The organism is Bradyrhizobium sp. USDA 3397 (assembly GCF_054060965.1).
Map to the genome: position 1 here is coordinate 5,127,471 of NZ_JBSSDS010000001.1, position 22,791 is coordinate 5,150,261.

Below are 22,791 nucleotides of genomic sequence, written 5' to 3' on the forward strand. Positions count from 1 at the left end.
TTCATGGACGCGCTCATGCTTGTGAGTTCCCCCGACTCAGTCATAGCGTGAGCTGATGCGTTTCCAGGATCGCCCCAATTCCTATCGGCCGCAGTTCAGCGGCTCGCCGTTCGGCCGCCGCTTCTCCGGCCTATTGCCCTGGATGTTCGTAGTGGGCATCGGGCTGGCCGTCGTGCTCACATTCCGCCATGGAACGCACTGGCTTGTTCCCGATACCGATCGCACTGGAGATGCCGAGATCGTTCTTCAGCAGACCGGCCACGCGGATGTGCGGCCCGTCGAATTCATCCGCGCCATCGATGGCGACACTTTTCTCGCCCGTGTTCGTCTGCACGAGGGACGCGATCCCGTGGTCCGCATTCGGCTGCGCGGCATCGATGCGCCCGAATTGAAAGCATCCTGCCAGGAGGAGCTGGACAAGGCCGAAGCTGCGGCCCGTGCCTTGCGCGATCTGCTCGGCCAGGGCGGCGTGACCATTACCAATCTCGCTCCCGACAAATACGGCCGAGTCCTCGCCGACGTCGCGACCCGGCGGACTGCGAACGTTTCGGCGGCACTGCTCGCCGGCGGCTTCGTGCGCAGCTACAATGGCGGCCATCGCGACGGCTGGTGCGCGCGCGGCTGGCGGTTCTGGCAATAAAAAGGCCGCGTCGAAGACGCGGCCTTTCATTTCATCTCGGCTGATTCAGGCGATCAGCGCGTCACGACCACCGTCGTGCCGACGGAGACGCGGCCGTAGAGATCGGTGATGTCGTCGTTGAGCATGCGGATGCAGCCATAGGAGACGAAGCCGCCGATCGAGCCCGGCACGTTGGTGCCGTGGATCGCATATTCGCCGCCGGCGAGCGTCATCGCCGCAACGCCCATCGGGTTGCGCGGCGAGCCGCCCGGAATGACGTCGGGGATACCAGGCTTGTCGCGCTTCACCTCGGCGGGCGGCGCCCAGGCCGGATTGAGATATTTGCCGTCGATCTTCGTGGTGCCGGCCCACTGCTTGCCGGCTTTGCCGACGCCGACCGGATAGCGCACGGCCTGGCCGTTCCCGAGGATGAGATAAAGCCGCCGCTCGCTGGTTTTGACCACGATGGTGCCCGGCGAATAGTCGGCCAGGTGCGCCCCCACCATTTCCGGCCGCGCCTGCGCCGCCGTCGACGTCAAGGCCCCAGCCGCGATGGTGGCGGCCAGCGCCACCGCAATCCTCATCGACATCGATGCTTCCCCTTGCCCAAATCGGATCGTCCAAAATGACGCAGAACCGGCAATCGTCGCCGCACCAAGCCCTCGTCGATGCTCATTCTTAACGGCGCCCGTTAACCCAATGGTTTCCGCGCGCGGCTGCCGAGGGCAGGCCAGCAGGGGGAACAAAGGAAATGTTCGAAATAAAGTAAATGACCAGAAAACAACACTCGGCGGGAAAGATGCAGGCGCGCTGCCGCGCCCGCTGACAACAGCGTGAGGGTGTGAATGGCCGTTGGTTGAGAGGGAGACGCGCTCTCGTGTCCCGGACAAGCGCAGCGAGGCGGAGCGCCGATCCGGGACCCAGTTCTTTCTTTCGGTCGATCGCTGGGCCCCGGCTCAGCAGCGCACCGCTGAAGGAGCGCTGCGCTGCGTCCGGGGCACGAACTCGCCTTACGCCGACTTCTTGTTCTGCCGGTTCTTGACGAGATCATCGACAACGGCGGGATCGGCGAGCGTCGAGGTGTCGCCGAGGCTGCCCGGCTCGTCCTCGGCGATCTTGCGCAGGATGCGGCGCATGATCTTGCCGGAGCGGGTCTTGGGCAGGCCCGGGGCGAACTGGATCTGGTCGGGCGAGGCGATCGGGCCGATCTCCTTGCGCACCCAGGTCACGAGCTCCTTGCGCAGCTCGTCGCTCGGCTGCACGCCGGCCATCAGGGTGACATAGGCGTAGATGCCCTGACCCTTGATGTCGTGCGGGAAGCCGACGACGGCGGCTTCCGACACCTTCTCATGCGCGACCAGCGCGCTCTCGACTTCGGCGGTGCCCATGCGGTGGCCGGAGACGTTGATGACGTCGTCGACGCGGCCGGTGATCCAGTAATAGCCGTCGGCGTCGCGGCGGCAGCCGTCGCCGGTGAAGTACTTGCCCTTATAGGTCGAGAAATAGGTCTGCTCGAAGCGGGCATGGTCGCCGTAGACCGTGCGCATCTGGCCCGGCCACGAGCGCGTCAGGCAGAGATTGCCTGATGTCTCGCCTTCCAGCACCTTGCCGTCGGCATCGACGATCTCAGGCACCACGCCGAAGAACGGTTGCGTCGCCGAGCCGGGCTTCAGCTTGGTCGCGCCCGGCAGCGGCGTGATCAGAATGCCGCCGGTCTCGGTCTGCCACCACGTGTCGACGATCGGGCAGCGGTCGTCGCCGACGACGCGGTGATACCACTCCCAGGCTTCGGGATTGATGGGCTCGCCGACCGAGCCGAGCAGACGGAGCGAGGCGCGCGAGGTCTTCTTCACCGGTTCGTCGCCGGACTGCATCAGCGCGCGGATCGCGGTCGGCGCGGTGTAGAAGATGTTGACCTTGTGCTTGTCGATGACGTTCCAGAACCGCGAATTATCCGGATAATTGGGCACGCCCTCGAACATCAGCGTGGTCGCGCCGTTGGCGAGCGGCCCATAGAGGATGTAGCTGTGGCCGGTGACCCAGCCGACGTCGGCGGTGCACCAGTAGATGTCGCCGTCGTGATAGTCGAAGACGTATTGATGCGTCATCGAGGCGAACACGAGATAGCCGCCGGAGGTGTGCAGCACGCCCTTGGGCTGGCCGGTCGAGCCCGACGTGTAGAGGATGAACAGCGGGTCCTCGGCGTGCATGTGCTCGACCGGGCATTCCGTGGTCACCATCGCCGCCGCCTCGTGGTACCAGAGATCGCGCGTCGGGTTCATGTCGACCTTGGCGCCGGTGCGCTTGACCACGACGACCCAGTCGACGCCGTCGGCCTTGCTGAGCGCCGCATCGACATTGGCCTTCAGCGGCACCTTCTTGCCGCCGCGCAGGCCCTCGTCCGCGGTGATGATCACCTTGGATTGGCAGTCGTTGATGCGTTGGGCGAGGCTGTCAGGCGAGAAGCCCGCGAATACCACGGAGTGGATGGCGCCGATCCGCGCGCAGGCCAGCATCGCGTAAGCAGCTTCCGGGATCATCGGCAGGTAGATGGTGACGCGGTCGCCCTTCCCGACGTTGCGGGTGCGCAGGATGTTGGCCATCCGGCAGACCTCGTCATGCAGCTCCTTGTAGGTGATGTGCTTGGACTGCGAGGGATCGTCGCCTTCCCAGATGATCGCGGTCTGGTTGGCGCGCGCAGGCAGATGCCGGTCGATGCAGTTGTAGGCGACGTTGAGCACGCCGTCCTCGAACCATTTGATCGAGATGTTGCCCGGCGCGAACGAGACGTTCTCGATTTTAGTCGGCGCCTTCATCCAGTCGATGCGCTTGGCCTGCTCCGCCCAGAAACCGTTCGGGTCCGAGATCGAACGGGCGTACATCTCCTTGTACTTGGCCTGGTCGACCCAGGCGCGCTTCGCCCACTCCGCGGGGATATCGTAGATCTTCTCGGACATGCTTCCCTCCACATGCGGCAAGCTCAGGCAATGCCGGCAGCATCATTCGATGGATTATGCGTCGGGCTAACCGGGCCCGACAAGGAGCACAAGCTGGACCTTCGACGGGCAGCCGGCCATGCGGAGGATCAAGGTCTGGGCGGGTCGCGTCGCAAATCTGAAACAGGGCGACGGGCGCCTTCCGGCTCTTTACCCAAACCGCCAGCAGGGACGCTGCAGACCCCCCATGCGCCGAGGAGAGGTATTTAGCAACCTCTTCTCACTGATTCGGGACTCGCAATCGTGTTCGGAACACCCTAAATGGCCAACCCGGGTCCAAAGAGACCCCTCGGAACAAAAATCACAACAGCGGCATTGATCGACAACAGGACAGGGCTAAGGCGTAAGACCATGATGGATCAGCAGAATCTCGGGACGATACGGCCCGCTTCAGCCGATCCTGCAGCCATTGCCCTGGCCAAGGCCCTCGGACAATGGCCGAAACCGGGCGGTTTCAGGCGCCCGAGCCCCAAGAAGACCTATGACACGGCGCCTGCGGCGACGGTCGAGGCCCTCGCCAAGGAGCTCGGCTTGCGGCTCGGCGACCAAAACGAGCTGACCATCCGTCGTATCAGGCGCGGCAAGGGCTATTCCTTCGTCCGTCCCAACGGCGCGCATATCCGCGACGCCCGCACCATCCGGCGGCTGCACGCCATGGCGGTGCCGCCGGCCTATCGCGAGGTGCGCTACTCCGCCGATCCGAACTCGCACCTTCAGGCGGTGGGCCGCGATGCCGCGGGCCGGCTGCAATACCGCTATCACGCCGACTGGGAGAAGGTCCGCGAGCAGCGCAAGGCGCATCGCCTGGCAAAGCTCGTCGGCGCGCTGCCGAAAATTCGGCGCAAGGTCTCGGCGTTCCTGTCAGGGGACGAGCCGACGCGCGAGTTCGCGCTCTCGGCCGTGATCGAGCTGATCGCGCGCACCGCAATCCGCCCCGGCAATGAATCTTACGCCCGCCTCAACGGCACCCGCGGCGCGACCACGCTGCTGAAGTCAAACGTCACGCTGGAAGACGATTGCTTCGTGCTGACCTTCAAGGCCAAGGGTGGCAAGGCGGTGCGCAAAGAGTGCGACGCCGCCAAGCTGGTGCGCGCCATTGGCATTTTGCAGAGCGTTCCCGGCAAGCGCATGTTCCAGTATCGCGATGCCTCCGGCATCGTGCGCGCGGTCAACACCACCCAGGTGAACGCGTTTCTGCGCGAGATTGCCGGCATCAAGATCTCGCTGAAAGATTTCCGCACGCTGATGGCGTCCGCCGTCGTGGTGGAATCGCTGTCGCGGATCACGCCGGCGAGCAGCCAGCGCGGCCGCAAGAAGCAGGTGCTGGATGCGATCCGCGCCGCCGCCGACCAGCTCTCCAACACGCCGGCGATCTGCCGCAAGAGCTACGTCCACGACACCATCGTCACCGCCTTCGAGGATGGCATCCTCGAGCGCTTCGCCGCGACCATGACGGGTCAGCGCTCGCAGGCCAGGCGCGAGCAGTTGCTGGCGCAGGTGGTGGCAACCGCGGCGGTGTAACGAAGCGACGCTCTCGTAGGGTGGGCAAAACGAAGCGTGCCCACCATTTGCCCATGGTGACGGGTGGTGGGCACGGCGCGAAGAGCGCGCCGTTGCCCACCCTACGAGAGCTACTTCTTATCTGACACACCCGTGTCCGGACCGGGATCGCCGCCTGCGGCTGCGATCGTGAGCCGCTCAAGGTAGTGCGCCCAACCCGTTGCATGAGCGGCCGCCTGCGCTTCGTTCGGCAGGCCGCTATGGGTCATGCGCAGCAGCGTGCCGCCGTCCTGCTCGATCAGGTCGATCTCGATCAGGCTCGAGCCGGGCGGCACTTCCTGACCGCCCTCCCACCCGAACGTGTAGGCCAGACGATGCACCGGCACGACCTCGCGGAACGCGCCGCGGGCGGCGGCGCCGTCCGGGCTGACGCCCTTGAGCAGGTAGAGCCCGCCGGGATAAGGCTCCGTGGTTGCGTCGGAGCCCATCCAGCTCAGGATCTTTTCGGGGTCGGTGAGGTAGGCGAAGACAGTGGCGCGCGGGGCCGCGATCTGGGTCTCGCGTCGCACTATGAAGGGCTCGGGCATCGGCGATCATCCCTGGTCTGACGATGGGACATGGCGGTGGCCCTGCGCTCCGTCAAGGATTGCCCGTGGCAAAGACGACCCGGTTTCGCCATGATCGCCTGATGCAGCTCTCCCCGACCCTCGCCTGGCTCCTCGATGCGGCCTCGGATTGTCGCGGGGCCGACCACCTGCTCGCGGAGCTCGGCGCGCATCTGGTCGCCGACGGCGTGCCGCTCGCGGCAGGCGCCCTGACGCTGGAGGTGCCGCATCCGCTGATCGCGAAGCGGACCTGGCTGTGGCGTGCCGACAGCGGCCAGGTGATCGAAGCGCTCGGCTTCGCGCCGGGCGGCCTCGCGCCCGATCCACCCGACGACGCCGGCCGCCGCTGGCTGCGCGATATCGCGCGCGGCGAGGTGCATGAAGATGTCGCCGGACGGCCTGCTGGACCGCTGCTCGGCTGGATCGGACCGCGCCCATTCACGGCAGATGAGATCGAGCAATTGCGTCAGGCCGCGCGTTTCGCCGCAACGCCGCTGGCCGTGCTCGCCGCGCGCGCCACCTTGCGGGCAACGCTCGATGCATACCTCGGCACGCGCAGCGCGGAGCGGGTACTGGCGGCGCCTCTGCGCCGCGATCTCGGCGAGACCATCCAGGCCGCACTGCTCTATGCGGACCTGCGCAATTTCACGAGCCTGTCGGAGACCACCCCGCCGGCCGGTGTCATTGCGGCGCTCGATGCCTGGTTTGATCGCATCGCCGGCGCGGTTCACGCCTTCGGCGGCGAGGTGCTGAAATTCATCGGCGACGGCGTGCTCGCGATCTTTCCGGTGCTCGAGGCGTCACCGCGCCGCGCCTGCGATGCCGCGCTGCGCGCGGCAAGCGCAGCCGAAGCGGGCATGGCGTACCTCAACAAGGAGCGCCGCGCGCAAGGGCTGCCGCCTTTGTCGTTTGGCGCCGCGCTCCATCTCGGCGAGATGCTCTGGGGCAATATCGGCGCCGCCAACCGGCTCGACTTCACCGCGATCGGCCCCGCCGTCAATCTCGCCAGCCGTCTGGAGGGATTGTGCAAGCCGCTGGGCCGGACGGTGCTGGTGTCGGGCGCGCTCGCCGCCGAGACGGAGATGCCGCTGGTTGCGCTCGGGTCGCACTCGCTGCGCGGCATTGCCGCACCGTGCGAGGTGTTTGCGCTGGAGGAATCGCAAGCCCGGATATCGTAGCCCGGATGGAGCGAAGCGTAATCCGGGATCGGGCTTCAATCGAGACTTTCCCGGATTGCGCTGCGCTCCATCCGGGCTACGAAACGACGTAACTACAGCCCGCCCATCTTGCAGACGAGCTTCCACTCCTCCGCCGTCACCGGCTGCACCGACAGGCGCGAATATTTCACCAGCGCCATATCCGCGAGCTTCTTCTCCGCCTTGATCGCGACCATCGTCACCGGCGTCTTCAAGGGTTTGTCGGCCTTGATGTCGACGCAGACGAATTTGCCGGTCTTGTCGGTTGGATCGGGATAGGCCTCCTTGATGATCTCGGCGATGCCGACGATCTCCTTGCCCTCGTTGGAATGATAGAAGAACGCCTTGTCGCCCTTCTTCATGTTCACGAGGTTCTGACGCGCGGTGAAATTGCGCACGCCGGTCCAGGCCTCGCCCTTGGCGCCCTTCGCAACCTGCTGGTCCCAGGACCACACCGACGGTTCGGATTTCACGAGCCAGTACGCCAAGCTTATTCCTCTGCCTTGAAGGGGCGCGTCATCAGCGCCGAGATCGCGGCATCGATCGTGCTTCGGCCGCTCAGGATCGATGCGACCGCCTCGGATACCGGCAATTCGATGTCTTGCGAAGCCGCGAGCTCGATCAGCACGGGGGCGGTGAACTCACCCTCGGCGAGCTTGCCGGCGGGCGGCTGCTCGCCGCGTCCGAGCGCGAGGCCGAGCGCGAAATTGCGCGATTGCGGGCTCGAGCAGGTCAGAATGAGATCACCGAGGCCCGACAGGCCGGTGAGCGTCTCGCTGCGTGCGCCGAGCGCACGGCCGAGGCGCGTCAGCTCGGCAAAGCCGCGGGTCGTGAGCGCCGCCTGCGCGGAGGCGCCGAGCTTGCGCCCGACCGCAATGCCGACCGCGATCGCCAGCACGTTCTTGGCGGCGCCACCGATCTCGACGCCGCGAATGTCGGTGGAGTGATAGGGGCGGAATGTCGGCGAGCCCAGCGCCTGCACCAGGCTGCTGGCGAGCGCCTCATCGCTTGCCGCCAGGGTCACTGCCGTCGGCAGGCCGCGTGCGACGTCGTCGGCAAAGCTCGGCCCCGACAGGATCGCCGGCCGCGCGTGCGGCGCGGCCTCGGCGATCACGTCGGTCATGAACTTGTGGGTGCCGTGCTCGATACCCTTGGCGCAGGCGACGATCGGCACCGCTTTCGTGATGTGCGAGGCCAGCATGTTGACGGCACCGCGCAAATGTTGCGCCGGCGTCGCGATCAGCAGCATGTCCGCGCGCGCGGCGAGCGCCAGCTCGCCCGTCACCACGATCTCAGGCGCGATGCGCACGCCCGGCAGCCGCGGGTTGTCGCGCGTCGATGCGATCCGCGCGCCATGCTCGGCATTGCGTGCCCACAGCGTCACGTTTCGCCCTGCTCGCACCGCCACCGTCGCCAGCGCCGTACCCCAGGCGCCTGCGCCGATCACTGCGACGGATTGGAACGCGGCCATTCCTAGAATCCCGCCCGAGTCTTGCCGTAGCCCGCGGGCGCCGTCGCGTTGGCATCGAGCAGCCAGCGTGCGCGCGGCTGCGCGTCCATCGTGTCGGTCAGGCCGAGCGCCAGGCGCTCGGCGCCGGCCCAGGCGATCATGGCGCCGTTGTCGGTGCACAGCGCGGGCGGTGGCATGATCAGCTGCGTCCCGGCCTGCCTCGCGACATCGTCAAGCGCGCCGCGGATCGCCTGATTGGCGGCGACGCCGCCGGCGGCGACCAGCGCGCGCGGCGCGCCGAACTGCTCGCGGAAAAGCTTCAGGCCGACGCTCAGCCGGTCGGCCGTTGAATCGAGCACGGCGGCCTGGAAGCTCGCGCAGAGATCGTTGATGTCCTGCGGCATGAGCTCGGCCAGCCGGCTCGCTTCGGTGCGCACCGCCGTCTTCAGCCCCGACAGCGAGAAATTGGCATCGGGGCGCCCCTGCATCGGCCGGGGAAACGCAAAGCGCGTGGCGTCGCCGCCTGCCGCCGCGCGCTCGACCTGCGGGCCGCCGGGATAGGGCAGGCCCAGCATTTTCGCGACCTTGTCGAAGGCCTCGCCGATGGCGTCGTCCACCGTGGTGCCGAGCCGCACATATTGGCCGACGCCGGTGACCGCGACGATCTGGGTATGGCCGCCGGAGGCGAGGAAGAGGCAATAGGGAAATTCGATGCCGTCGGTGAGACGCGGCGTCAGCGCATGCGCTTCGAGATGGTTCACCGCGACCAGCGGCGTGTCGTGCACCATCGCGATCGCCTTCGCGGTGGTGAGTCCGACGATGACGCCGCCGATCAGCCCGGGCCCCGCGGCCGCCGCGACGCCGTCGAGCTGAGCATACCCGATGCCGGCCTCGTTCATGGCGCGCTCGATAATCCCATCGAGCACGTCGACATGCGCGCGCGCGGCGATCTCCGGCACCACGCCGCCGAAGCGGGCATGCTCGGCGATCTGCGACCGCACGATGTTGGACAGGATCTTGCCCTTGCCGTCGGCCGCGCGTTCGATCACGGCCGCGGCGGTCTCGTCGCAGGTGGTTTCGATGCCCAGCACCAGCATTGGCGAATTGTTATCCAATTTGCGCCCTTGCGCTCATCCATAAAGCAGAGTTCTGGTACGTCCGGTAGCATCCCGGGGTCGGCTTGCGCAATCGTCACGCGCAGCCGTTCTGGTCAATGCGTCACCGCCAAATGGTCCGGGAACAGCAGCGATGTCCATTCTTGTCACACGGCCGCATCCCGACAATGCGGCGACGGCGGACAATCTGCGCACGCGCGGGCATGCGGTACTGCTTGCGCCGGCACTCAAGCTCGAGCCGGTCGCCTTCCAAGGCGAGAGCGAAGTTTCTTATGATGCCGTTCTCGTCACCTCGGCCAACGCGATTCGCGCCATAGCGCCGCAATTGCCGGACCTCGGTCTGCTGGAGCTACCATTGTACGCGGTCGGCGAACATACGGCTTCAGCGGCGCGAAAGGCTGGTTTTGCCGAGGTGATCGTCGCCGGGGGCGACGCAGCGTCCTTGCGCGACAAGGTGATGCAGAGCGCGTGCGACAAGGTGCTGAAGAAAAACAGCACGCTGCTGTATCTCGCCGGCGCGGATCTGTCGCGCGACCTCGGCGGCGAGCTCGGCGCGGGAGGTTTCCGCGTGGTGACGCAGACGACCTACCGCATGGCGCCGGTGAAGCATCTGCCGCGCGAGGTGTGCGAGGGCTTTGCCGCCTACGGGATCGAGGCGGTGCTGCACTACTCCCGGCGTAGCGCACGTGCGTTCCTAGATGCGGCGCGGGACGAAGGTGTCGAAATTTCGGCGCTAGCGATCCCGCATTGCTGCCTGTCCGAGACCGTTGGGGGCGTGCTGCGCGATGCCGGCGCGTCACAGGTTCTGGTGGCCGCAACGCCGGACGAAACTGCCTTATTCGACACCTTGGAGCGTGCGTTGCGGACCCGTTTGGCGTAAAGGTCGGGCCGAATCCGACGCAATCTAATCCATCCCTGGTATGGAAGTGTGAGGAACCGTCACGATGGCCGACGACAAGCCTGAAGACGCTGGATTGGCGCCCGATCCGGGTCGTGCCAAGCGCACCCCGCCCACCATCGACCTCGAGGCGACGGAAGTCTCGACCCAGCCGCAGCAGGTCGCGGGCGAGCCCGAGGCATCCGAGCACGTCGCGCAGGAGCCGGCCAGGGTGGAAGAGCCCGGCTCGGAACAGGTCAAGGCCGAGCCTCAGTCCGAATCGGCAGAGCAGCAGGCCTCCGCGGCGGCGCCTGTATCGGCGCCGATTTCCCCCTGGATCATTGCGCCGTTCTCCGGCGTTGCCGCGGCTGCGGTCGTGATCGCAGTCGGCTGGATGCTGGGCTGGCCCGCGGTGCAGGCCCCGCCGGCCGCGCCGCAGGTCACCAGTGCGACCGTCGATGCGCTGAGCGGACGCGTTGCCGCGGTCGAAGCCAGAGCGGCGAGGCCCGCGGCTGATCCGGCCCAAGTCGCGCGGATCGACGCGTTGGAGAAAGCGGCGAGCGCACTGCGCGGCGACATCGCCAATTTGCGCGCACAGTTCGACAAGACGGCGAGCGCGCTGAACGATGCGAAATCCGCAGCCCCGAGTGCCGCGCCCGATCTTGCCGCGCTCACCGACCGCATCGCTCAGCTCGAGCGCGCGAGCAAGACCGAGCGGGCCGAGCTCGCGCAGCAGGGCGAGAAGATCGCCGAGGCCAAGACGATGGACGACAAGCCGCTCCGCTACGTGGTGGCGGCGTCCCTGCTCGACGTTGCCGTTCGCCACGGCGATCCCTATCAATCGCAATTGGCGGCGGCGCGGTCGCTGGCGACCAAGCCCGATATGCTGAAGCCGCTCGAGGCGTTTGCATCGTCCGGCATCCCGACATCGGCGGCGCTGAGCCGCGAGCTCCTCAATATCGTGCCGAAGCTGTCGCCGCCGGCTGAAGCTCCGTCGAGCGAGGCCGGCATTGTCGAGCGGCTCCAGGCGGGCGCGTCGAAGCTCGTGCGGATCGAGCGCACCGATGGCGTCGGCAACGATCGCGGCGCTATCGTGACGCGCGTCACGGCGGCGGCGCTCCGCAGCGATTTCGCCGAAGCGCGGCGCGAGCTGAAGACGCTGCCCGAGGCTGATCGCGCCCCGGCGCAGGCCTGGCTCGACAAAGCCGACGCCCGCGACGCCGCGCTCGCCGCGTCCCGCAAATTCGCCGACGATGCCATGGCGGATCTCGCCAAATCTACTCAATAAGATTCGCGCAACAATCGGCGCGTATAGGGATCGACCATGCTTCGCATCGTCCTCTTTCTCGTCTTGATCGCACTGGCGGCGGCCGGCGCGGCCTGGGTCGCCGACCAGCCCGGCGATCTCGTCCTGACCGCGGGCAGCTTCCGCATCTCGACGACGCTGCCGAGGTTCGTGTTCTTGCTCGGCCTCTTCGCCGCTTCCGTCGTGCTGGTCTGGAGCATCCTGACGATGATCTGGCGCATGCCAGGGCGCTTGCGCCGACGCCGTCATGACAAGCGCCATGCCCGCGGCCGTCATGCCATCACCCATGGCCTGCTCGCGATCGGCCACGGCGATTCCGCGCTCGCGCGCCGGCACGCCGAGGCGGCGCGGCGGCATGCACCGAACGATCCGCTCGCGCTGCTGCTGCACGCGCAGTCGGCGCAGCTCGAAGGCAATCGCGACGAGGCGCAGCGCGTCTTCCGCGCCATGGCCGAACGCGAGGATATGCGGCTGCTCGGCCTGCGCGGTCTCTTCATCGAGGCGCAGCGCGCCGATGATGCGGTCGGCGCCGTGATGATCGCGGAGGAAGCGATCAAGCTGTCGCCGTCCGCGACCTGGGCCTCGCACGCGGTGCTCGGCTTCCGCTGCGCGCGCGGCGACTGGAGCGGCGCGCTCGCGATCCTCGATTCGAATCTGTCCGCGGGCCTGATCGACAAGCCGACCTATCGCCGGCAGCGCGGCGTGCTGCTCGCCGCGCGTGCGCTGGAGCTGGAAACGATGGACCGCGACGTCGCGCGCGAGAGCGTGATGGAGGCGGTCAAGCTCGCGCCGACCCTGGTGCCGGCGGCCGTGCTCGCGGCAAAATTCGAGAGCGAGGCGCATCAGGTGCGCCGCGCCATGAAGATGGTCGAAGCCGCCTGGCTCGCCAATCCGCATCCCGATCTCGCGGATGCCTATGCGCATGTGAAGCTCGGCGATTCCGCATGGCACCGCTTGCAGCGGGTGGAAACTCTCGCCGCGAAGACCCCCGCCGACAAGCCCGGTTATGTCGAAGGGCAGCTCGCGATCGCGCGTGCTGCGATCGAGGCCTCGGAGTTCGCCCGCGCACGCGAGGTGCTCGCGCCTTATCTCAAGGATCCGACCCAGCGCGTCGCGCTGCTGATGGCTGAGATCGAGCGCACCGAGCATGGTGACGGCGGCCGCGCCCGCGCCTGGACCTTGCGCGCGGTGCGCGCCCGGCTCGATCCCGCCTGGACCGCGGACGGCTATGTCAGCGACCGCTGGCGTCCGGTCTCCCCGGTCACCGGCCGCCTCGATGCGTTCCAGTGGCAGGCGCCGGTCGCGAGCCTGCCCTCGGACAAGGGCCCCACGCTCGAATCCTCGGCCTTCGAGGAAGCCATGCTGGCCGCTCCGCCGCCGAAGCGGGTGACCGCCGCTCCCAGCGAAGCCGCGGTGGAACCGCCGGAGGTGGCCCCGCTGCCGGCACCGGCCGCGCAGGACAATTCACCCCCTCAGGCCAAGGACGCCGCGAAGGAGGCTACCAAGGAAGTGGCCAAGGAGACTGGGGAGCAAACTGCGAAGGTCGACGAGCCGGTCGTCACGCCCGCCGAGCCGGCGAATCCGGCTCCGGCGCCCGCCGAATCATCGCCGCCGGCGCCGACGCCGGTCTTCCGGACCCGCGCCGACCTCAGTAAGCCCACCTCGGCGCCGACCCAGACCGTCATCCCGATCGTCCGCGCACCGGACGATCCCGGGATCGACGACGACGGCCCAAGCGACGAATTTACGGAACAAATCGGCACGCCCAAAGCCCAGGCGGGCGGCTGGCGCGGATTCTGGTCCCGCTGGGGCGCGTGAGCGGTATTTCGCCTCCCGCTTGTCCTTGCCAATTCGGGCCATGCCCGATATCAGGGGCGCGCGTATCGGGGCCGGCATTGCTTTGGTCCCGGCAGGTTCGCCGCAATAGCTCAGTCGGTAGAGCACGTCATTCGTAATGACGGGGTCGGGGGTTCGAATCCCTCTTGCGGCACCAGCGCCCCGGTTCATCCGATCCCCAAGCGCCTCCGATCGACCAGGCATCAGGCTCGCTCAGCTGCGTGATCGCGATCACATAATCGCAGCCATGGCTCCCCTACCGTCCGTCACGCCAACACGGGGAGACCTCACATGCGCAAGATCATTCTGATTGCCGCCATGCTCCTGGCTTCTGCCTCCGCCCAGGCAGGCGGCTCCCGCGGCCTGTCGCTCGCCGCGGCAGACGAACAGACCTCCACTCCGCAAACTGCGACATCGGCGAGCACCGTGACCACGCACGTGAGCGAAGCCGCGCCGGCCACCGAGGCTCCGAAATATTCCGATCGTCCGCCGGCGGTGTCGCTCTCCGCGCCGGCTGCGGTGAGCGCTCCGACGGCGACCGCACCTACGACGGCCGCGCCGGTCATGACGGCCAAGCCCGCATCTAAGAGCGCAGCAAGGTCAGACAAGCCGAAGCCCAAGCGCAGCTGGACCGAGCGCCGCATCATCAGCGAACTGCATCGCCACGGCATCTATTGGTAGGCCGCAGACCAGTACCCCGATCTCGCCGTCATGCCCGGGCTTGACCCGCCTGCGCGGCCGAAGCCGCTTCGGCGCGGCGAAGGCCCGGGCATCCACGTCTTCGCGCCTGACTCAGAAACGTGGATGGCCGGGACAAGCCCGGCCATGACGCAAAAGTTTGGATTTAGCGCGGTTACTGCGAAATTGTTTGCACCACGCTCGCGATCGGGCGCGTGTTGGTGCCTGCGGTCGGCACCTTCATGTCCTTCATCAGCGCCTCGTCATATTCCGGCAGCGTCTGGAGGCTCGTCTTGGCCTTCATCTGCACGACCTTGTAACCGCCGGCCTTCAGCCGCGCGAGCAGCGTCGGCAGGGCGAGGCCCGTGTTCTTCTGGAAGTCGTGCATCAGGATGATGCCTTTGCCGAGCTTGTCCAGCCTCGTCATCACGGTCTCGACGATCTTCTCCGGCGTCGCGCCCTTCCTGAAGTCGAAGGAGTCGATTTCGGTCGAGAACATCGCGACGTTGCGGGTGCCGAAATAGCTCACCATCGCCGGATTATGCTGAAGCTGCGGAAAGCGGAAGAACGGCGCCGGATTGGTGCCGAGCGCGAATTTCACCGCGCTGAAGCCCTTCTCGACCTCGTCCTTGACCTGCTGCTCGGTCAACTTCTTGCTGTTCAGATTGACATGCGACCAGGTGTGCGTGCCCACCGTGTGGCCCTGGGCCAGCACCTGCTTCAGGATCTCCGGATGGTAGGTCGCGTGCTTGCCGACCGAGAAGAATAGGCCCTTGGTGCATTCGTCCGCGAGCGCCTTCAGCACCGTAGGCGTGTTGACCGGCCACGGACCGTCGTCGAAGGTCAGCACGACCTCCTTCTCGGTCAGGAAGTCGAACTGCTTGAAATGCTCGAAGCCGAAGCCGGGGCCGCCCGTCGTGTCGATCTCGACGACGCGGGACACGCCCAGCGCGTTCGGATTGGCGCAGGCCTGCTTCGGCTGCATCGGCATGACCGGCACGGGGGCAGGTGCTGGAGCTGCAGCGGCCGGCTTGGCCGCGACGGCCGCGGTGGTCTCGACGTCGTCCTTGGCGGCGAGCTTCGCCTGTGCCGGCAATGGGTCGGCGGCACGGGCGGCAACTGTCTTGGGAGCGCCCTGGTCGGCGCGCGCGGAATAATAAAACCAACCGCCGGCGGCGATCACGACCGCCGCAACTACACTGGCCAGCATCAGGCCCAACGCATTACGCATCGCTACTCTTTCCAATTACGCAACCAAACCGGCGGAATTTCCCGCGCGACGAGCCATTAATGCGAAGTAAGAGTTAACGTGACACCAACACGACAGCGGTTGCGAAGGAATTTCAGTGGGCTGCGTCTGAGTGACTGAGATCACAGAGGACGGGTCTCCCGTGAGCGTCATCACAGTGGAAACGGTTTTGCCGGAGCATCGTAGCTCCCATCGACAACGGGCCCCGCTGTGGCGGCGCCAATGGGAGCTTCAAATGACCAAGTCGTTTACCGGCAAGATCCGCGACACCAGCCTGGCCCTGGGTTTTGCCGCCATCGTCTCGATCGCTTCGACGGGCGCGAGCTTCGCCTTCTCGGCCGAGGCGCAGCAGATGTGCACGGGCGATGCCTTCCGTCTCTGCTCGGCCGAGATCCCCAATATCCCGAAGATCACCGCGTGCATGATCAAGCATCGCTCGGACCTCAGCGCCGGCTGCCGCGCGGTGATGGACAAGACCCTCGCCAAGGGCGCTTCGCGCAAGGTCGCTGACGCTCAGGACACACAGTAATCAAGACGCCGGCGGTTGCGCCGGCAGCTCCCCTCGCCATGTCCCCCGGCATGAAGCCGGGGTGATGGCGGCGGCGCGCTGCAGCTAGTCAACAAAGCCGTTGCAGGTGCGGGATCGTCGCACTAGCTTCGCCCGCGTCTTTCCGGGTAAGAGGCAATTGCGCAATGACCAGACTGCTTTTCGTTATTTACTTGCTCCTGTGCGCATCGAGCGCCTCCGCGCAACAGCAGCCCGGCCATGATGCCTGCGCGCGCGACGTAACGCGCTTCTGCCGTCCCGTAATGAACAATGGCGACGGTGCCGTGCTCGCCTGCCTGAAGCAGAACCGCACCCGCCTCAGTAAGGGCTGCGACAAGGTGCTGACGGATCATGGGCAGTGATCGTCATTCCGGGGCGCGCCGTTAGGCGAGAGCCCGGAATCCATCGGGCGGCAAACTCCTGAGAGAAATGGATTCCGGGCTCGCGCTTCGCGCGCCCCGGAATGACGAAAGACCTACGTACTGCTTCCCGCCGCGGTCGCGACCACCGGCAGCACCTCGCTGTTGGCGCGGTCCGGCGTATCGTCCTTCCAGCGCACCGAACCGAATGGGCGCTCCAGCATGCGGCGGATCCGCACCGGCTCGGGACCGATGTGGAAATCGATCGCCTGCTGATGCAGCGCGCGTTCGGACTGGGTCGCCCGGTTGCGCTGACGCAAATAGTCGAGCCAGGTCGGGCAGTGATAGCGCTCGGTCCACAGCTCGGGGTCGGCGATGTCGCGCGCGATCGACCAGCCATAGGCGCCATTGCGTTGGCGGGAGAGCTGCACATCCTGCATCACGTTGTGGAACGCGCGCGCGTTCTCTTGCGCGACGCGATATTCGATCTCGACCACGAGGGGCCCGCTGCGTCCGGTCAGCGACAGCTTCACTTCGGGATCGGCCAGCATGTCCGCATCCTCGTTGCGGGCGCCGACGCGCGGCATCGTAAGCCAGATGCCGAGCAGCGGCGAGATCAGCATCAGGCCGGCTGCCGTCAGCAGCGCGATCTCGACGCCGGCATAGTCGGTGAGATGGCCCCAGCCCCAGGCGCCAATCGCGATGCCCCCGGCGATCGCGGCCTGGAAGGCTGCGAGCGAGCGACCAGCGACCCAGCGGGGGGCCGAGAGCTGCACGCCGATATTGAATAGCGCGATCGCCGCCATCCAGACTGCGCCGCCTAGCACCAGCGCGGCCGCCGTCAGCACCGGCTCCGTGCTCAGGGCGAGGGCGGCCATGGCGAAGGCCATCGTGATGGTGCAGGCGCGGATCGCGGCCTCGCCGCTCATGCGCTTGCGCAGTTCGTGAATGTTGAGCGCGCCGATCACGGCGCCCATGCCGAAGGCGCCGAGCATGATGCCATACATCTGCGCGCCGCCATGCAGCAGGTCGCGCGCGACCAGCGGCATCAGCGCCATCACGGCGCCGCCGATCAGGCCCATCACCAGCGTGCGCAACAGCACGATCTTGATCGGCGGCGAATTGGTGATGTAACGCACGCCCGAAACCATGGCACGGTTGAGCTTCTCCCGCGGCAGGCGCGACGCCTCGGTGTTGCGGCGCCAGAGCAGCAGCACTACCAGCAGCGGCAGATAGAGAATCGCGTTGCAGGCGAACGCCGCCACCGCACCGAGCGCAGCGACGATGACGCCGCCGACCGCCGGGCCGAAGCTGCGCGCGATGTTGTAGCTGATGCCGTTCAGCGCCACCGCGGACGCCAATGCCTCGGGCGGCACTTGTTCGCTGACCGAGGACTGCCAGGCCGGACCGAACAGCGCATTGCCGCTGCCGACGATGAAGCAGAAGGCGAGCAGCAATTCCGGGGTGATCAGGTTGAAGCCGGCCAGCACGGTGAGCACACTCGCGCCGATCAGCGCGATCGACAGCGAAATCACGCTGACGATGCGACGGTCATACATGTCGGCAATGGCGCCGGCCGGCATCGAGATCAGCATGATCGGCAGCATGAGCGCGGTCTGCACCAGGGCCACCTTGTCTGCCGAGGCCGCCATCTGCGTCATCGCCCAGGCCGCACCCACGCCCTGGATCAGGAGGCCGAGATTGGAGAGCAGGCTGGCGAGCCAGATCCGCCGGAACACGGTGTACCGCAGGGGCGCAGTGATGCCGTCGGCGGCCATTTTCGGGCGGTTCGGCTGCTCGGTCATATCCCCTTCCATGTCGGATGGCAGAAGTGGTTGTGGTGATTCCGGCCAATTCAGTGATGCCCGCGAAAGTCCTTCGCTGTCCAGTGCTTAGGCCGGTATAAGCAGTGCAAAGAGCTAGGCTTGCCGGGAGGAACTGATGAAGCTGTCGCGACGGACGATCTTGCAAGGGGCTGCGAGCGTGCCTTTCGCACTTGCGAGCTTGCGGACGGGCGCGCTGGCCCAGACTCCGCCTGCCGCCGCGCCCGGCACGGAGCTGCCGCCGATTCTGTTCGTCCACGGCAATGGCGATTACGGCGCGCTCTGGATGACGACCTTGTGGCGGATGGAGTCCAATGGCGTTGCACGGGATCGCATGATGGCGATCAATTTCACCGATCCCCTGGCGCGCAACGACGACAAGGTCGAGCAGGCGGGCCGCTCCTCGACCGAGGACCAGCGCCGCGAGCTCGCTGCTGCGATTGCTGAGCTGAAGCGCCGCACCGGCGCACCTCGCGTGGCTCTGGTCGGCAGCTCGCGCGGCGGCTACGCGATCCGCAATGTCATCAGAAACGGCGGCGCCGGGGATGTCAGTCATGCCGTGCTGTGCGGTACGCCCAATCACGGTGTGTTCGCGACCGACGACCAGCCCAACAACGAGTTCAACGGCCGCGGCAGGTTCCTGCGCAGCTTGAACGAGGGCGAGAGTGAGGTGACGCCGGGAGTCGCTTTCCTCACGCTGCGCAGCGACGGTCTGGACAAATTCGCGCAACCCGATGGCCGCTTCATCGGCAAGCCGGGCACGCCGACCAATGTCACCGCCCAAGGGCCGGAGCTGAAGGGCGCCACCAATATGGTGCTCGGCGCGCTCGACCATCGCGAGGTGGCGTTCCACCCGCGCGCGTTCCGAGAGATTTACAAGTTCATCGCGGGGCGCGAACCTGCGCGCATCGCGATCGTGCCGGAGACCAGCGTGAGATTGAGCGGCCTCGTCACGGGCACGCCCGGCGGCGTGCCGACCAATCGTCCGGTCGCGGGTGCAACCGTCGATGTCTTCCGTGTCGATCCTGATACCGGTGAGCGCAAAGGTGGTGCGCTGTACAGCTCGAAGACCGGCGCCGATGGCCGTTGGGGGCCAGCGCAGGTCGATCCCGCCTGGTCGCTCGAATTCGTGCTGACCTCGCCGGATGCGCCGACGACGCACATTTACCGCTCGCCCTTCCCGCGCTCGTCAGAGGTCGTGCATCTGCGGCCCGCGCGGCCGCTCGGGCCTGCCGACAAGGACGCTGGCGCCGTCGTGATCATGTCGCGCCCGCGCGGCTATTTCGGCCTGCCGCGCGATGTGGTGCTGCTCGATGGCAAGGAGCCGGCCGACGTCAAGCCGGGCGTGCCCACGGATGCGGCAGCAACCCTGCGGCTTCCGGCCAGCGAGGTTGGACGTAACATCGTGGCCCAATTCGGCGAAGAACGGATTGTGACACGCGCCTGGCCTGCGTCCGAGAACCGGATTGCCATCGCCGAGCTGACTTACTAGCTATTTACCTGCGTCCCACTTGCGGGAGAGAGCCATGAATATCGCCAGCGTGCGTCGGCCCATCATCCCTCCGGCTCCCCCGCGGGCGCCCGACAATATGTCGTTCTACGCCCGGCTCGCGGTCATCAGGCAGAACATGATCGCGACCTGGGGGCAACGCGCCTATGAGGAAGAGGTCATCCCGGGCCGCTTCATCTTCCGCAACAGCTTCATCCTGAACCAGCCGGACGCGATCCGGCACGTGCTGCTCAGCAATTACGAGAACTACACGCGCACGCCGGCCGGCATCCGCATGCTGCGCCCCGTGCTCGGCGACGGCCTTCTGATCGCGGAAGGTCATTCCTGGACGTTTCAGCGCCGCACGCTAGCGCCGGCCTTCACGCCGCGCGCGACCGCAAACCTCGTTCCGCACATGACGGCGGTGCTCGACGAGACCATCGCCAAGCTGGACGCGCAAACCGGCGAGCCGGTCGACCTGCGCGCGATCATGCAACGCATGACGCTCGAGATCGCCGGGCGCACGATGTTCTCGTTCGGCATGGACCAGCACGGCGCGACCCTGCGCAACTTCATCATGGAATATGCCGCGCGGTTGGGACGTCCCTATTTCCTCGACATGGTGCTGCCGGTGTCCTGGCCGAGCCCGATGGATTTCGCCCGCGCCCGTTTCCGTAAGCGCTGGACCGAGTTCGTGGCCATGCTGATCGCCGAGCGGCGTAAGGCGGGCAAGAAGGACGGTGCGCCGCCGCGCGATTTGTTCGATCTCATGGACGAGGCACGCGATCCCGAGACGGGCCAGGGCTTCTCCGACGAGCAGCTGGTCGACGAGGTCGCGACCATGATCCTCGCCGGTCATGAGACCACGGCAACGGCGCTGTTCTGGGCACTCTACCTGCTCGCGCTCGATCCTGATACGCAGGAGGAGGTGGCGTCCGAGACCCGCGGCGAGCATCTCGACAGCATGGCCGACATCGATCGCCAGAAATTCACCCGCGCGGTGATCGACGAAACCATGCGGCTCTATCCGCCGGCCTTCCTGGTCGCGCGTGCCGCGCGCGATAAGGACAATGCGGCCGGTGTCGAGATCAGCAAGGGCGACATCATCATGATCGCGCCCTGGCTCTTGCACCGGCACGAGAAGCTGTGGGATCAGCCGAACGCTTTTATTCCAAAGCGCTTCATGTCGAAGGAGGCGCCGGACCGTTTTGCCTATCTGCCGTTCGGCGCAGGTCCGCGCGTCTGCATTGGCGCACCGTTTGCCCAGGCCGAATCCGTGCTGGCGCTTGCGCGGCTGATCGGCGCATTCCGAATCGAGCTTGCCGACCCCGCGACCCCCGTGATCCCGCTCGGCGTCGTCACCACCCAGCCGGACCATTCACCCCTGTTCCGCATCACGCGTCGGTGACAGGCTCGCGTCTGGCCGCTGGCGTGACCCAGCCTACATAGAGTTCCGCCATGAGCGACATTCAGGCCCAGTTCTCCGTTCTGAAGCAGACCGCCGACCCCGTTGTGGTGGAGGCCATCGCGCAGCTGATCGCCAACGGTCATGATCGCGATCTCAACCGGATCAATGCGCTGGATTTTGCCGACCGGACCGGGCTCGACCAGGAGAAGGTCATTTCCGGCTTCCTGCACGCCTCGCGGCTCGGCCTGTTCGACATGAGCTGGAACGTGCTGTGTCCCGGCTGCGGAGGCGTGCTGGGCGCGCACGCCACGCTGAAGTCGTTGAAGCACGACGACTACAATTGCGCGCTCTGCGCCGCCGGATACGAGGCCTCCGTCGACGAGATGGTCGAAGTGGCCTTCACCGTCAGCCCGCGGGTCCGCCGCATCGGCGCTCATGATCCCGACACGTTGCCGATCTGGGAGTATGTGCGGCAGATGTTCTGGAGCTCAGGCGTCGACATCAACGACGAATCCTTTTCCCGCCTGATCAACCAGGTAACGCTCGAAGCCCTCGAATTGCCCGCCGGCGAGAAGGCGATCCTCTCACTCAATCTGCCGAGCCAGTTCATCATCGTGTTCGAGCCGGTCACCCATTCCGCCCATTTCCTGGACGTTCAGGGTGAGCCGACCAGCGAGCGTCAGCAGCTGTCGATCATGTTCAACAAGCTGGAGGCGCCGACGGGGACCACCGTGATGCGCCCCGGACCGTTGCGTCTCATGCTTGAGAACCAATCGGACAGTCGCGTATTGCCCTCGGTCTGGATTGCCGACCACGCGTTGCACGAGATGATCGGCAAGCGCAAGCCGATCCTGACCGCCAAGCGCATGCTGTCCAACCAGACGTTCCGCGACGTCTTCAAGGCCGACAACCTCAATGTCGACCAGCGACTGAAGATCACGTCCCTGACGTTCCTGTTCACCGACCTGAAGGGTTCGACGGCGCTGTATGAGCGGGTCGGCGATCTCAATGCCTTCGATCTCGTGCGGGCGCATTTTCGCGCGCTGCTGGAGATCATCGCCGCCGAGAAGGGTGCGGTCGTGAAAACGATCGGCGATGCCGTGATGGCGACCTTCGTCAGGCCCGAGCACGCCATTACCGCGGGACTGCGGATGCGCGCGGCGATGGACGAATTGAACAAGCAGCGCGGCGCCAACGACCTCATTCTCAAGATCGGGATCCACGAAGGCCCCTGCCTCGCGGTCATGCTCAACGAGCGGCAGGATTATTTCGGCCAGACCGTCAACATCGCCGCGCGCGTGCAGAGCCTCTCGACCGCACAGGAGATTCACATCACCGGTCCGGTGCTGGACGCTCCCGCCGTTGCCGAAGTGCTCGAGCAGCGCGCGATCAAGCCGATCCAGAAGCAGGCCGCGCTCCGTGGCATCGCCGACAAGATGGTGGTGTACGAGATACCGTGAGGCGGGGGATGCGACTGCTTGCTCCGTCATTGCGAGGAGCCCTTGCGACGAAGCAATCCGGGCCGCCTCCGCGGAAAGATTCTGGATTGCTTCGCTGCGCTCGCAATGACGTTGTGGAAGCGGACGTGCGCCCCACTCTCCATCGTCAAGCCCGGCCATGACGGCAGAAAGCGCGCCCAGATTGCCGAAACGTAATACGCGCGCGGAACTGACGCACGTTGCGCCGGTTGGGTTTCCTGCTCATATAATGCTGGTAACGGCCGCGCTCCTTGCGGCGT

The 22,791-nt window shown here is 66.4% G+C and carries 20 protein-coding genes and 1 tRNA gene; 13 read left to right on the plus strand and 8 right to left on the minus strand.

Translation table 11 applies throughout. The features are described from left to right. The first annotated feature begins 55 nt into the window (after nucleotides 1-55). Nucleotides 56-640: a thermonuclease family protein gene (locus tag ACVWYQ_RS23675; protein ID WP_275513670.1), complete on the plus strand. Its 585-nt coding sequence runs from the start codon at nucleotides 56-58 to the stop codon at nucleotides 638-640. Between the two features lie 53 nt (nucleotides 641-693). On the opposite strand, the gene ACVWYQ_RS23680 is transcribed toward ACVWYQ_RS23675, so the two are convergent. Both ACVWYQ_RS23680 and acs read right to left on the minus strand, forming a co-directional pair. Next, nucleotides 694-1,209, minus strand: a complete 516-nt coding sequence (locus tag ACVWYQ_RS23680) for a L,D-transpeptidase (protein ID WP_036024233.1) — start codon at nucleotides 1,207-1,209, stop codon at nucleotides 694-696. A gap of 420 nt (nucleotides 1,210-1,629) precedes the next feature. After that, nucleotides 1,630-3,576 (minus strand): acetate--CoA ligase, encoded by a 1,947-nt coding sequence (gene acs, locus ACVWYQ_RS23685; RefSeq protein WP_157285120.1) that lies wholly within the window; start codon nucleotides 3,574-3,576, stop codon nucleotides 1,630-1,632. Nucleotides 3,577-3,966: 390 nt separating this feature from the next. Between acs and ACVWYQ_RS23690 the strand changes: the two genes are divergently transcribed. Further along, nucleotides 3,967-5,136 carry a DNA topoisomerase IB gene (locus ACVWYQ_RS23690; protein ID WP_271543173.1) on the plus strand — a complete coding sequence of 390 codons (1,170 nt, stop codon included), beginning with the start codon at nucleotides 3,967-3,969 and terminating at the stop codon, nucleotides 5,134-5,136. Between the two features lie 110 nt (nucleotides 5,137-5,246). Here ACVWYQ_RS23690 and ACVWYQ_RS23695 read toward each other — a convergent pair whose 3' ends face one another. Continuing rightward, nucleotides 5,247-5,702: an SRPBCC family protein gene (locus ACVWYQ_RS23695; RefSeq protein WP_404545026.1), complete on the minus strand. Its 456-nt coding sequence runs from the start codon at nucleotides 5,700-5,702 to the stop codon at nucleotides 5,247-5,249. A gap of 101 nt (nucleotides 5,703-5,803) precedes the next feature. On the opposite strand from ACVWYQ_RS23695, the gene ACVWYQ_RS23700 reads away from it, so the two are divergent. Further along, nucleotides 5,804-6,898, plus strand: a complete 1,095-nt coding sequence (locus ACVWYQ_RS23700; protein WP_271543684.1) for an adenylate/guanylate cyclase domain-containing protein — start codon at nucleotides 5,804-5,806, stop codon at nucleotides 6,896-6,898. A gap of 92 nt (nucleotides 6,899-6,990) precedes the next feature. Here ACVWYQ_RS23700 and ACVWYQ_RS23705 read toward each other — a convergent pair whose 3' ends face one another. From ACVWYQ_RS23705 to tsaD, 3 genes are read right to left on the minus strand one after another with little or no spacing between them, the layout of a single operon-like run. Beyond that, nucleotides 6,991-7,404 carry an EVE domain-containing protein gene (locus ACVWYQ_RS23705; RefSeq protein ID WP_271543172.1) on the minus strand — a complete coding sequence of 138 codons (414 nt, stop codon included), beginning with the start codon at nucleotides 7,402-7,404 and terminating at the stop codon, nucleotides 6,991-6,993. Between the two features lie 2 nt (nucleotides 7,405-7,406). Further along, on the minus strand, nucleotides 7,407-8,387 hold the full coding sequence (locus ACVWYQ_RS23710) for an NAD(P)H-dependent glycerol-3-phosphate dehydrogenase (protein ID WP_404545028.1): 981 nt from the start codon (nucleotides 8,385-8,387) through the stop codon (nucleotides 7,407-7,409). Between the two features lie 2 nt (nucleotides 8,388-8,389). Continuing rightward, nucleotides 8,390-9,463 carry a tRNA (adenosine(37)-N6)-threonylcarbamoyltransferase complex transferase subunit TsaD gene (gene tsaD / locus ACVWYQ_RS23715; RefSeq protein ID WP_404545030.1) on the minus strand — a complete coding sequence of 358 codons (1,074 nt, stop codon included), beginning with the start codon at nucleotides 9,461-9,463 and terminating at the stop codon, nucleotides 8,390-8,392. A 151-nt stretch (nucleotides 9,464-9,614) separates the two neighbouring features. On the opposite strand from tsaD, the gene ACVWYQ_RS23720 reads away from it, so the two are divergent. The 5 genes from ACVWYQ_RS23720 (at nucleotide 9,615) to ACVWYQ_RS23740 (ending at nucleotide 14,181) form a co-directional block, all read left to right on the plus strand. Next, the gene (locus ACVWYQ_RS23720) at nucleotides 9,615-10,361 is read left to right on the plus strand and encodes a uroporphyrinogen-III synthase (protein WP_456726439.1); all 747 of its coding nucleotides are present in this window, start codon (nucleotides 9,615-9,617) and stop codon (nucleotides 10,359-10,361) included. Nucleotides 10,362-10,425: 64 nt separating this feature from the next. Continuing rightward, nucleotides 10,426-11,646, plus strand: a complete 1,221-nt coding sequence (locus ACVWYQ_RS23725) for a COG4223 family protein (RefSeq protein WP_404545034.1) — start codon at nucleotides 10,426-10,428, stop codon at nucleotides 11,644-11,646. Nucleotides 11,647-11,682: 36 nt separating this feature from the next. After that, the gene (locus tag ACVWYQ_RS23730; RefSeq protein ID WP_404545037.1) at nucleotides 11,683-13,482 is read left to right on the plus strand and encodes a heme biosynthesis protein HemY; all 1,800 of its coding nucleotides are present in this window, start codon (nucleotides 11,683-11,685) and stop codon (nucleotides 13,480-13,482) included. A gap of 99 nt (nucleotides 13,483-13,581) precedes the next feature. Continuing rightward, nucleotides 13,582-13,657: transfer RNA gene (locus tag ACVWYQ_RS23735), tRNA-Thr, on the plus strand. Nucleotides 13,658-13,791: 134 nt separating this feature from the next. Beyond that, a complete protein-coding gene (locus tag ACVWYQ_RS23740) occupies nucleotides 13,792-14,181 on the plus strand; it encodes a hypothetical protein (protein WP_157285113.1) in 390 nt (129 codons plus the stop codon). Nucleotides 14,182-14,353: 172 nt separating this feature from the next. Here the strand turns inward: ACVWYQ_RS23740 and ACVWYQ_RS23745 are convergent, their stop codons facing one another. After that, nucleotides 14,354-15,409: a polysaccharide deacetylase family protein gene (locus ACVWYQ_RS23745; protein ID WP_404545040.1), complete on the minus strand. Its 1,056-nt coding sequence runs from the start codon at nucleotides 15,407-15,409 to the stop codon at nucleotides 14,354-14,356. 253 nt (nucleotides 15,410-15,662) lie between these two features. Between ACVWYQ_RS23745 and ACVWYQ_RS23750 the strand changes: the two genes are divergently transcribed. Both ACVWYQ_RS23750 and ACVWYQ_RS23755 read left to right on the plus strand, forming a co-directional pair. Beyond that, nucleotides 15,663-15,956 carry a hypothetical protein gene (locus ACVWYQ_RS23750; protein ID WP_036038816.1) on the plus strand — a complete coding sequence of 98 codons (294 nt, stop codon included), beginning with the start codon at nucleotides 15,663-15,665 and terminating at the stop codon, nucleotides 15,954-15,956. Nucleotides 15,957-16,120: 164 nt separating this feature from the next. After that, the gene (locus tag ACVWYQ_RS23755; RefSeq protein WP_404545042.1) at nucleotides 16,121-16,336 is read left to right on the plus strand and encodes a hypothetical protein; all 216 of its coding nucleotides are present in this window, start codon (nucleotides 16,121-16,123) and stop codon (nucleotides 16,334-16,336) included. Nucleotides 16,337-16,449: 113 nt separating this feature from the next. Here ACVWYQ_RS23755 and ACVWYQ_RS23760 read toward each other — a convergent pair whose 3' ends face one another. Then, nucleotides 16,450-18,138 (minus strand): MFS transporter, encoded by a 1,689-nt coding sequence (locus tag ACVWYQ_RS23760; RefSeq protein WP_271543161.1) that lies wholly within the window; start codon nucleotides 18,136-18,138, stop codon nucleotides 16,450-16,452. A gap of 136 nt (nucleotides 18,139-18,274) precedes the next feature. Between ACVWYQ_RS23760 and ACVWYQ_RS23765 the strand changes: the two genes are divergently transcribed. The 3 genes from ACVWYQ_RS23765 to ACVWYQ_RS23775 are packed head-to-tail and all read left to right on the plus strand — an operon-like array spanning nucleotide 18,275 to nucleotide 22,513. Beyond that, on the plus strand, nucleotides 18,275-19,648 hold the full coding sequence (locus ACVWYQ_RS23765; RefSeq protein ID WP_404545044.1) for a hydrolase: 1,374 nt from the start codon (nucleotides 18,275-18,277) through the stop codon (nucleotides 19,646-19,648). Nucleotides 19,649-19,682: 34 nt separating this feature from the next. Continuing rightward, nucleotides 19,683-21,053 (plus strand): cytochrome P450, encoded by a 1,371-nt coding sequence (locus ACVWYQ_RS23770; RefSeq protein ID WP_404545046.1) that lies wholly within the window; start codon nucleotides 19,683-19,685, stop codon nucleotides 21,051-21,053. A 50-nt stretch (nucleotides 21,054-21,103) separates the two neighbouring features. Continuing rightward, nucleotides 21,104-22,513: an adenylate/guanylate cyclase domain-containing protein gene (locus ACVWYQ_RS23775; protein WP_036038810.1), complete on the plus strand. Its 1,410-nt coding sequence runs from the start codon at nucleotides 21,104-21,106 to the stop codon at nucleotides 22,511-22,513. Nucleotides 22,514-22,791: the final 278 nt, after the last annotated feature.

Coding starts and splice junctions, on each gene's coding strand:
- ACVWYQ_RS23675 (WP_275513670.1), top strand. CDS start 56: ATGCGTTTCCAGGATCGCCCCAATTCCTATCGGCCGCAGTTCAGCGGC.
- ACVWYQ_RS23680 (WP_036024233.1), bottom strand. CDS start 1,209: ATGTCGATGAGGATTGCGGTGGCGCTGGCCGCCACCATCGCGGCTGGG.
- acs (WP_157285120.1), bottom strand. CDS start 3,576: ATGTCCGAGAAGATCTACGATATCCCCGCGGAGTGGGCGAAGCGCGCC.
- ACVWYQ_RS23690 (WP_271543173.1), top strand. CDS start 3,967: ATGATGGATCAGCAGAATCTCGGGACGATACGGCCCGCTTCAGCCGAT.
- ACVWYQ_RS23695 (WP_404545026.1), bottom strand. CDS start 5,702: ATGCCCGAGCCCTTCATAGTGCGACGCGAGACCCAGATCGCGGCCCCG.
- ACVWYQ_RS23700 (WP_271543684.1), top strand. CDS start 5,804: ATGCAGCTCTCCCCGACCCTCGCCTGGCTCCTCGATGCGGCCTCGGAT.
- ACVWYQ_RS23710 (WP_404545028.1), bottom strand. CDS start 8,387: ATGGCCGCGTTCCAATCCGTCGCAGTGATCGGCGCAGGCGCCTGGGGT.
- tsaD (WP_404545030.1), bottom strand. CDS start 9,463: ATGCTGGTGCTGGGCATCGAAACCACCTGCGACGAGACCGCCGCGGCC.
- ACVWYQ_RS23720 (WP_456726439.1), top strand. CDS start 9,615: ATGTCCATTCTTGTCACACGGCCGCATCCCGACAATGCGGCGACGGCG.
- ACVWYQ_RS23725 (WP_404545034.1), top strand. CDS start 10,426: ATGGCCGACGACAAGCCTGAAGACGCTGGATTGGCGCCCGATCCGGGT.
- ACVWYQ_RS23730 (WP_404545037.1), top strand. CDS start 11,683: ATGCTTCGCATCGTCCTCTTTCTCGTCTTGATCGCACTGGCGGCGGCC.
- ACVWYQ_RS23740 (WP_157285113.1), top strand. CDS start 13,792: ATGCGCAAGATCATTCTGATTGCCGCCATGCTCCTGGCTTCTGCCTCC.
- ACVWYQ_RS23745 (WP_404545040.1), bottom strand. CDS start 15,409: ATGCGTAATGCGTTGGGCCTGATGCTGGCCAGTGTAGTTGCGGCGGTC.
- ACVWYQ_RS23750 (WP_036038816.1), top strand. CDS start 15,663: ATGACCAAGTCGTTTACCGGCAAGATCCGCGACACCAGCCTGGCCCTG.
- ACVWYQ_RS23755 (WP_404545042.1), top strand. CDS start 16,121: ATGACCAGACTGCTTTTCGTTATTTACTTGCTCCTGTGCGCATCGAGC.
- ACVWYQ_RS23760 (WP_271543161.1), bottom strand. CDS start 18,138: ATGACCGAGCAGCCGAACCGCCCGAAAATGGCCGCCGACGGCATCACT.
- ACVWYQ_RS23765 (WP_404545044.1), top strand. CDS start 18,275: ATGAAGCTGTCGCGACGGACGATCTTGCAAGGGGCTGCGAGCGTGCCT.
- ACVWYQ_RS23770 (WP_404545046.1), top strand. CDS start 19,683: ATGAATATCGCCAGCGTGCGTCGGCCCATCATCCCTCCGGCTCCCCCG.
- ACVWYQ_RS23775 (WP_036038810.1), top strand. CDS start 21,104: ATGAGCGACATTCAGGCCCAGTTCTCCGTTCTGAAGCAGACCGCCGAC.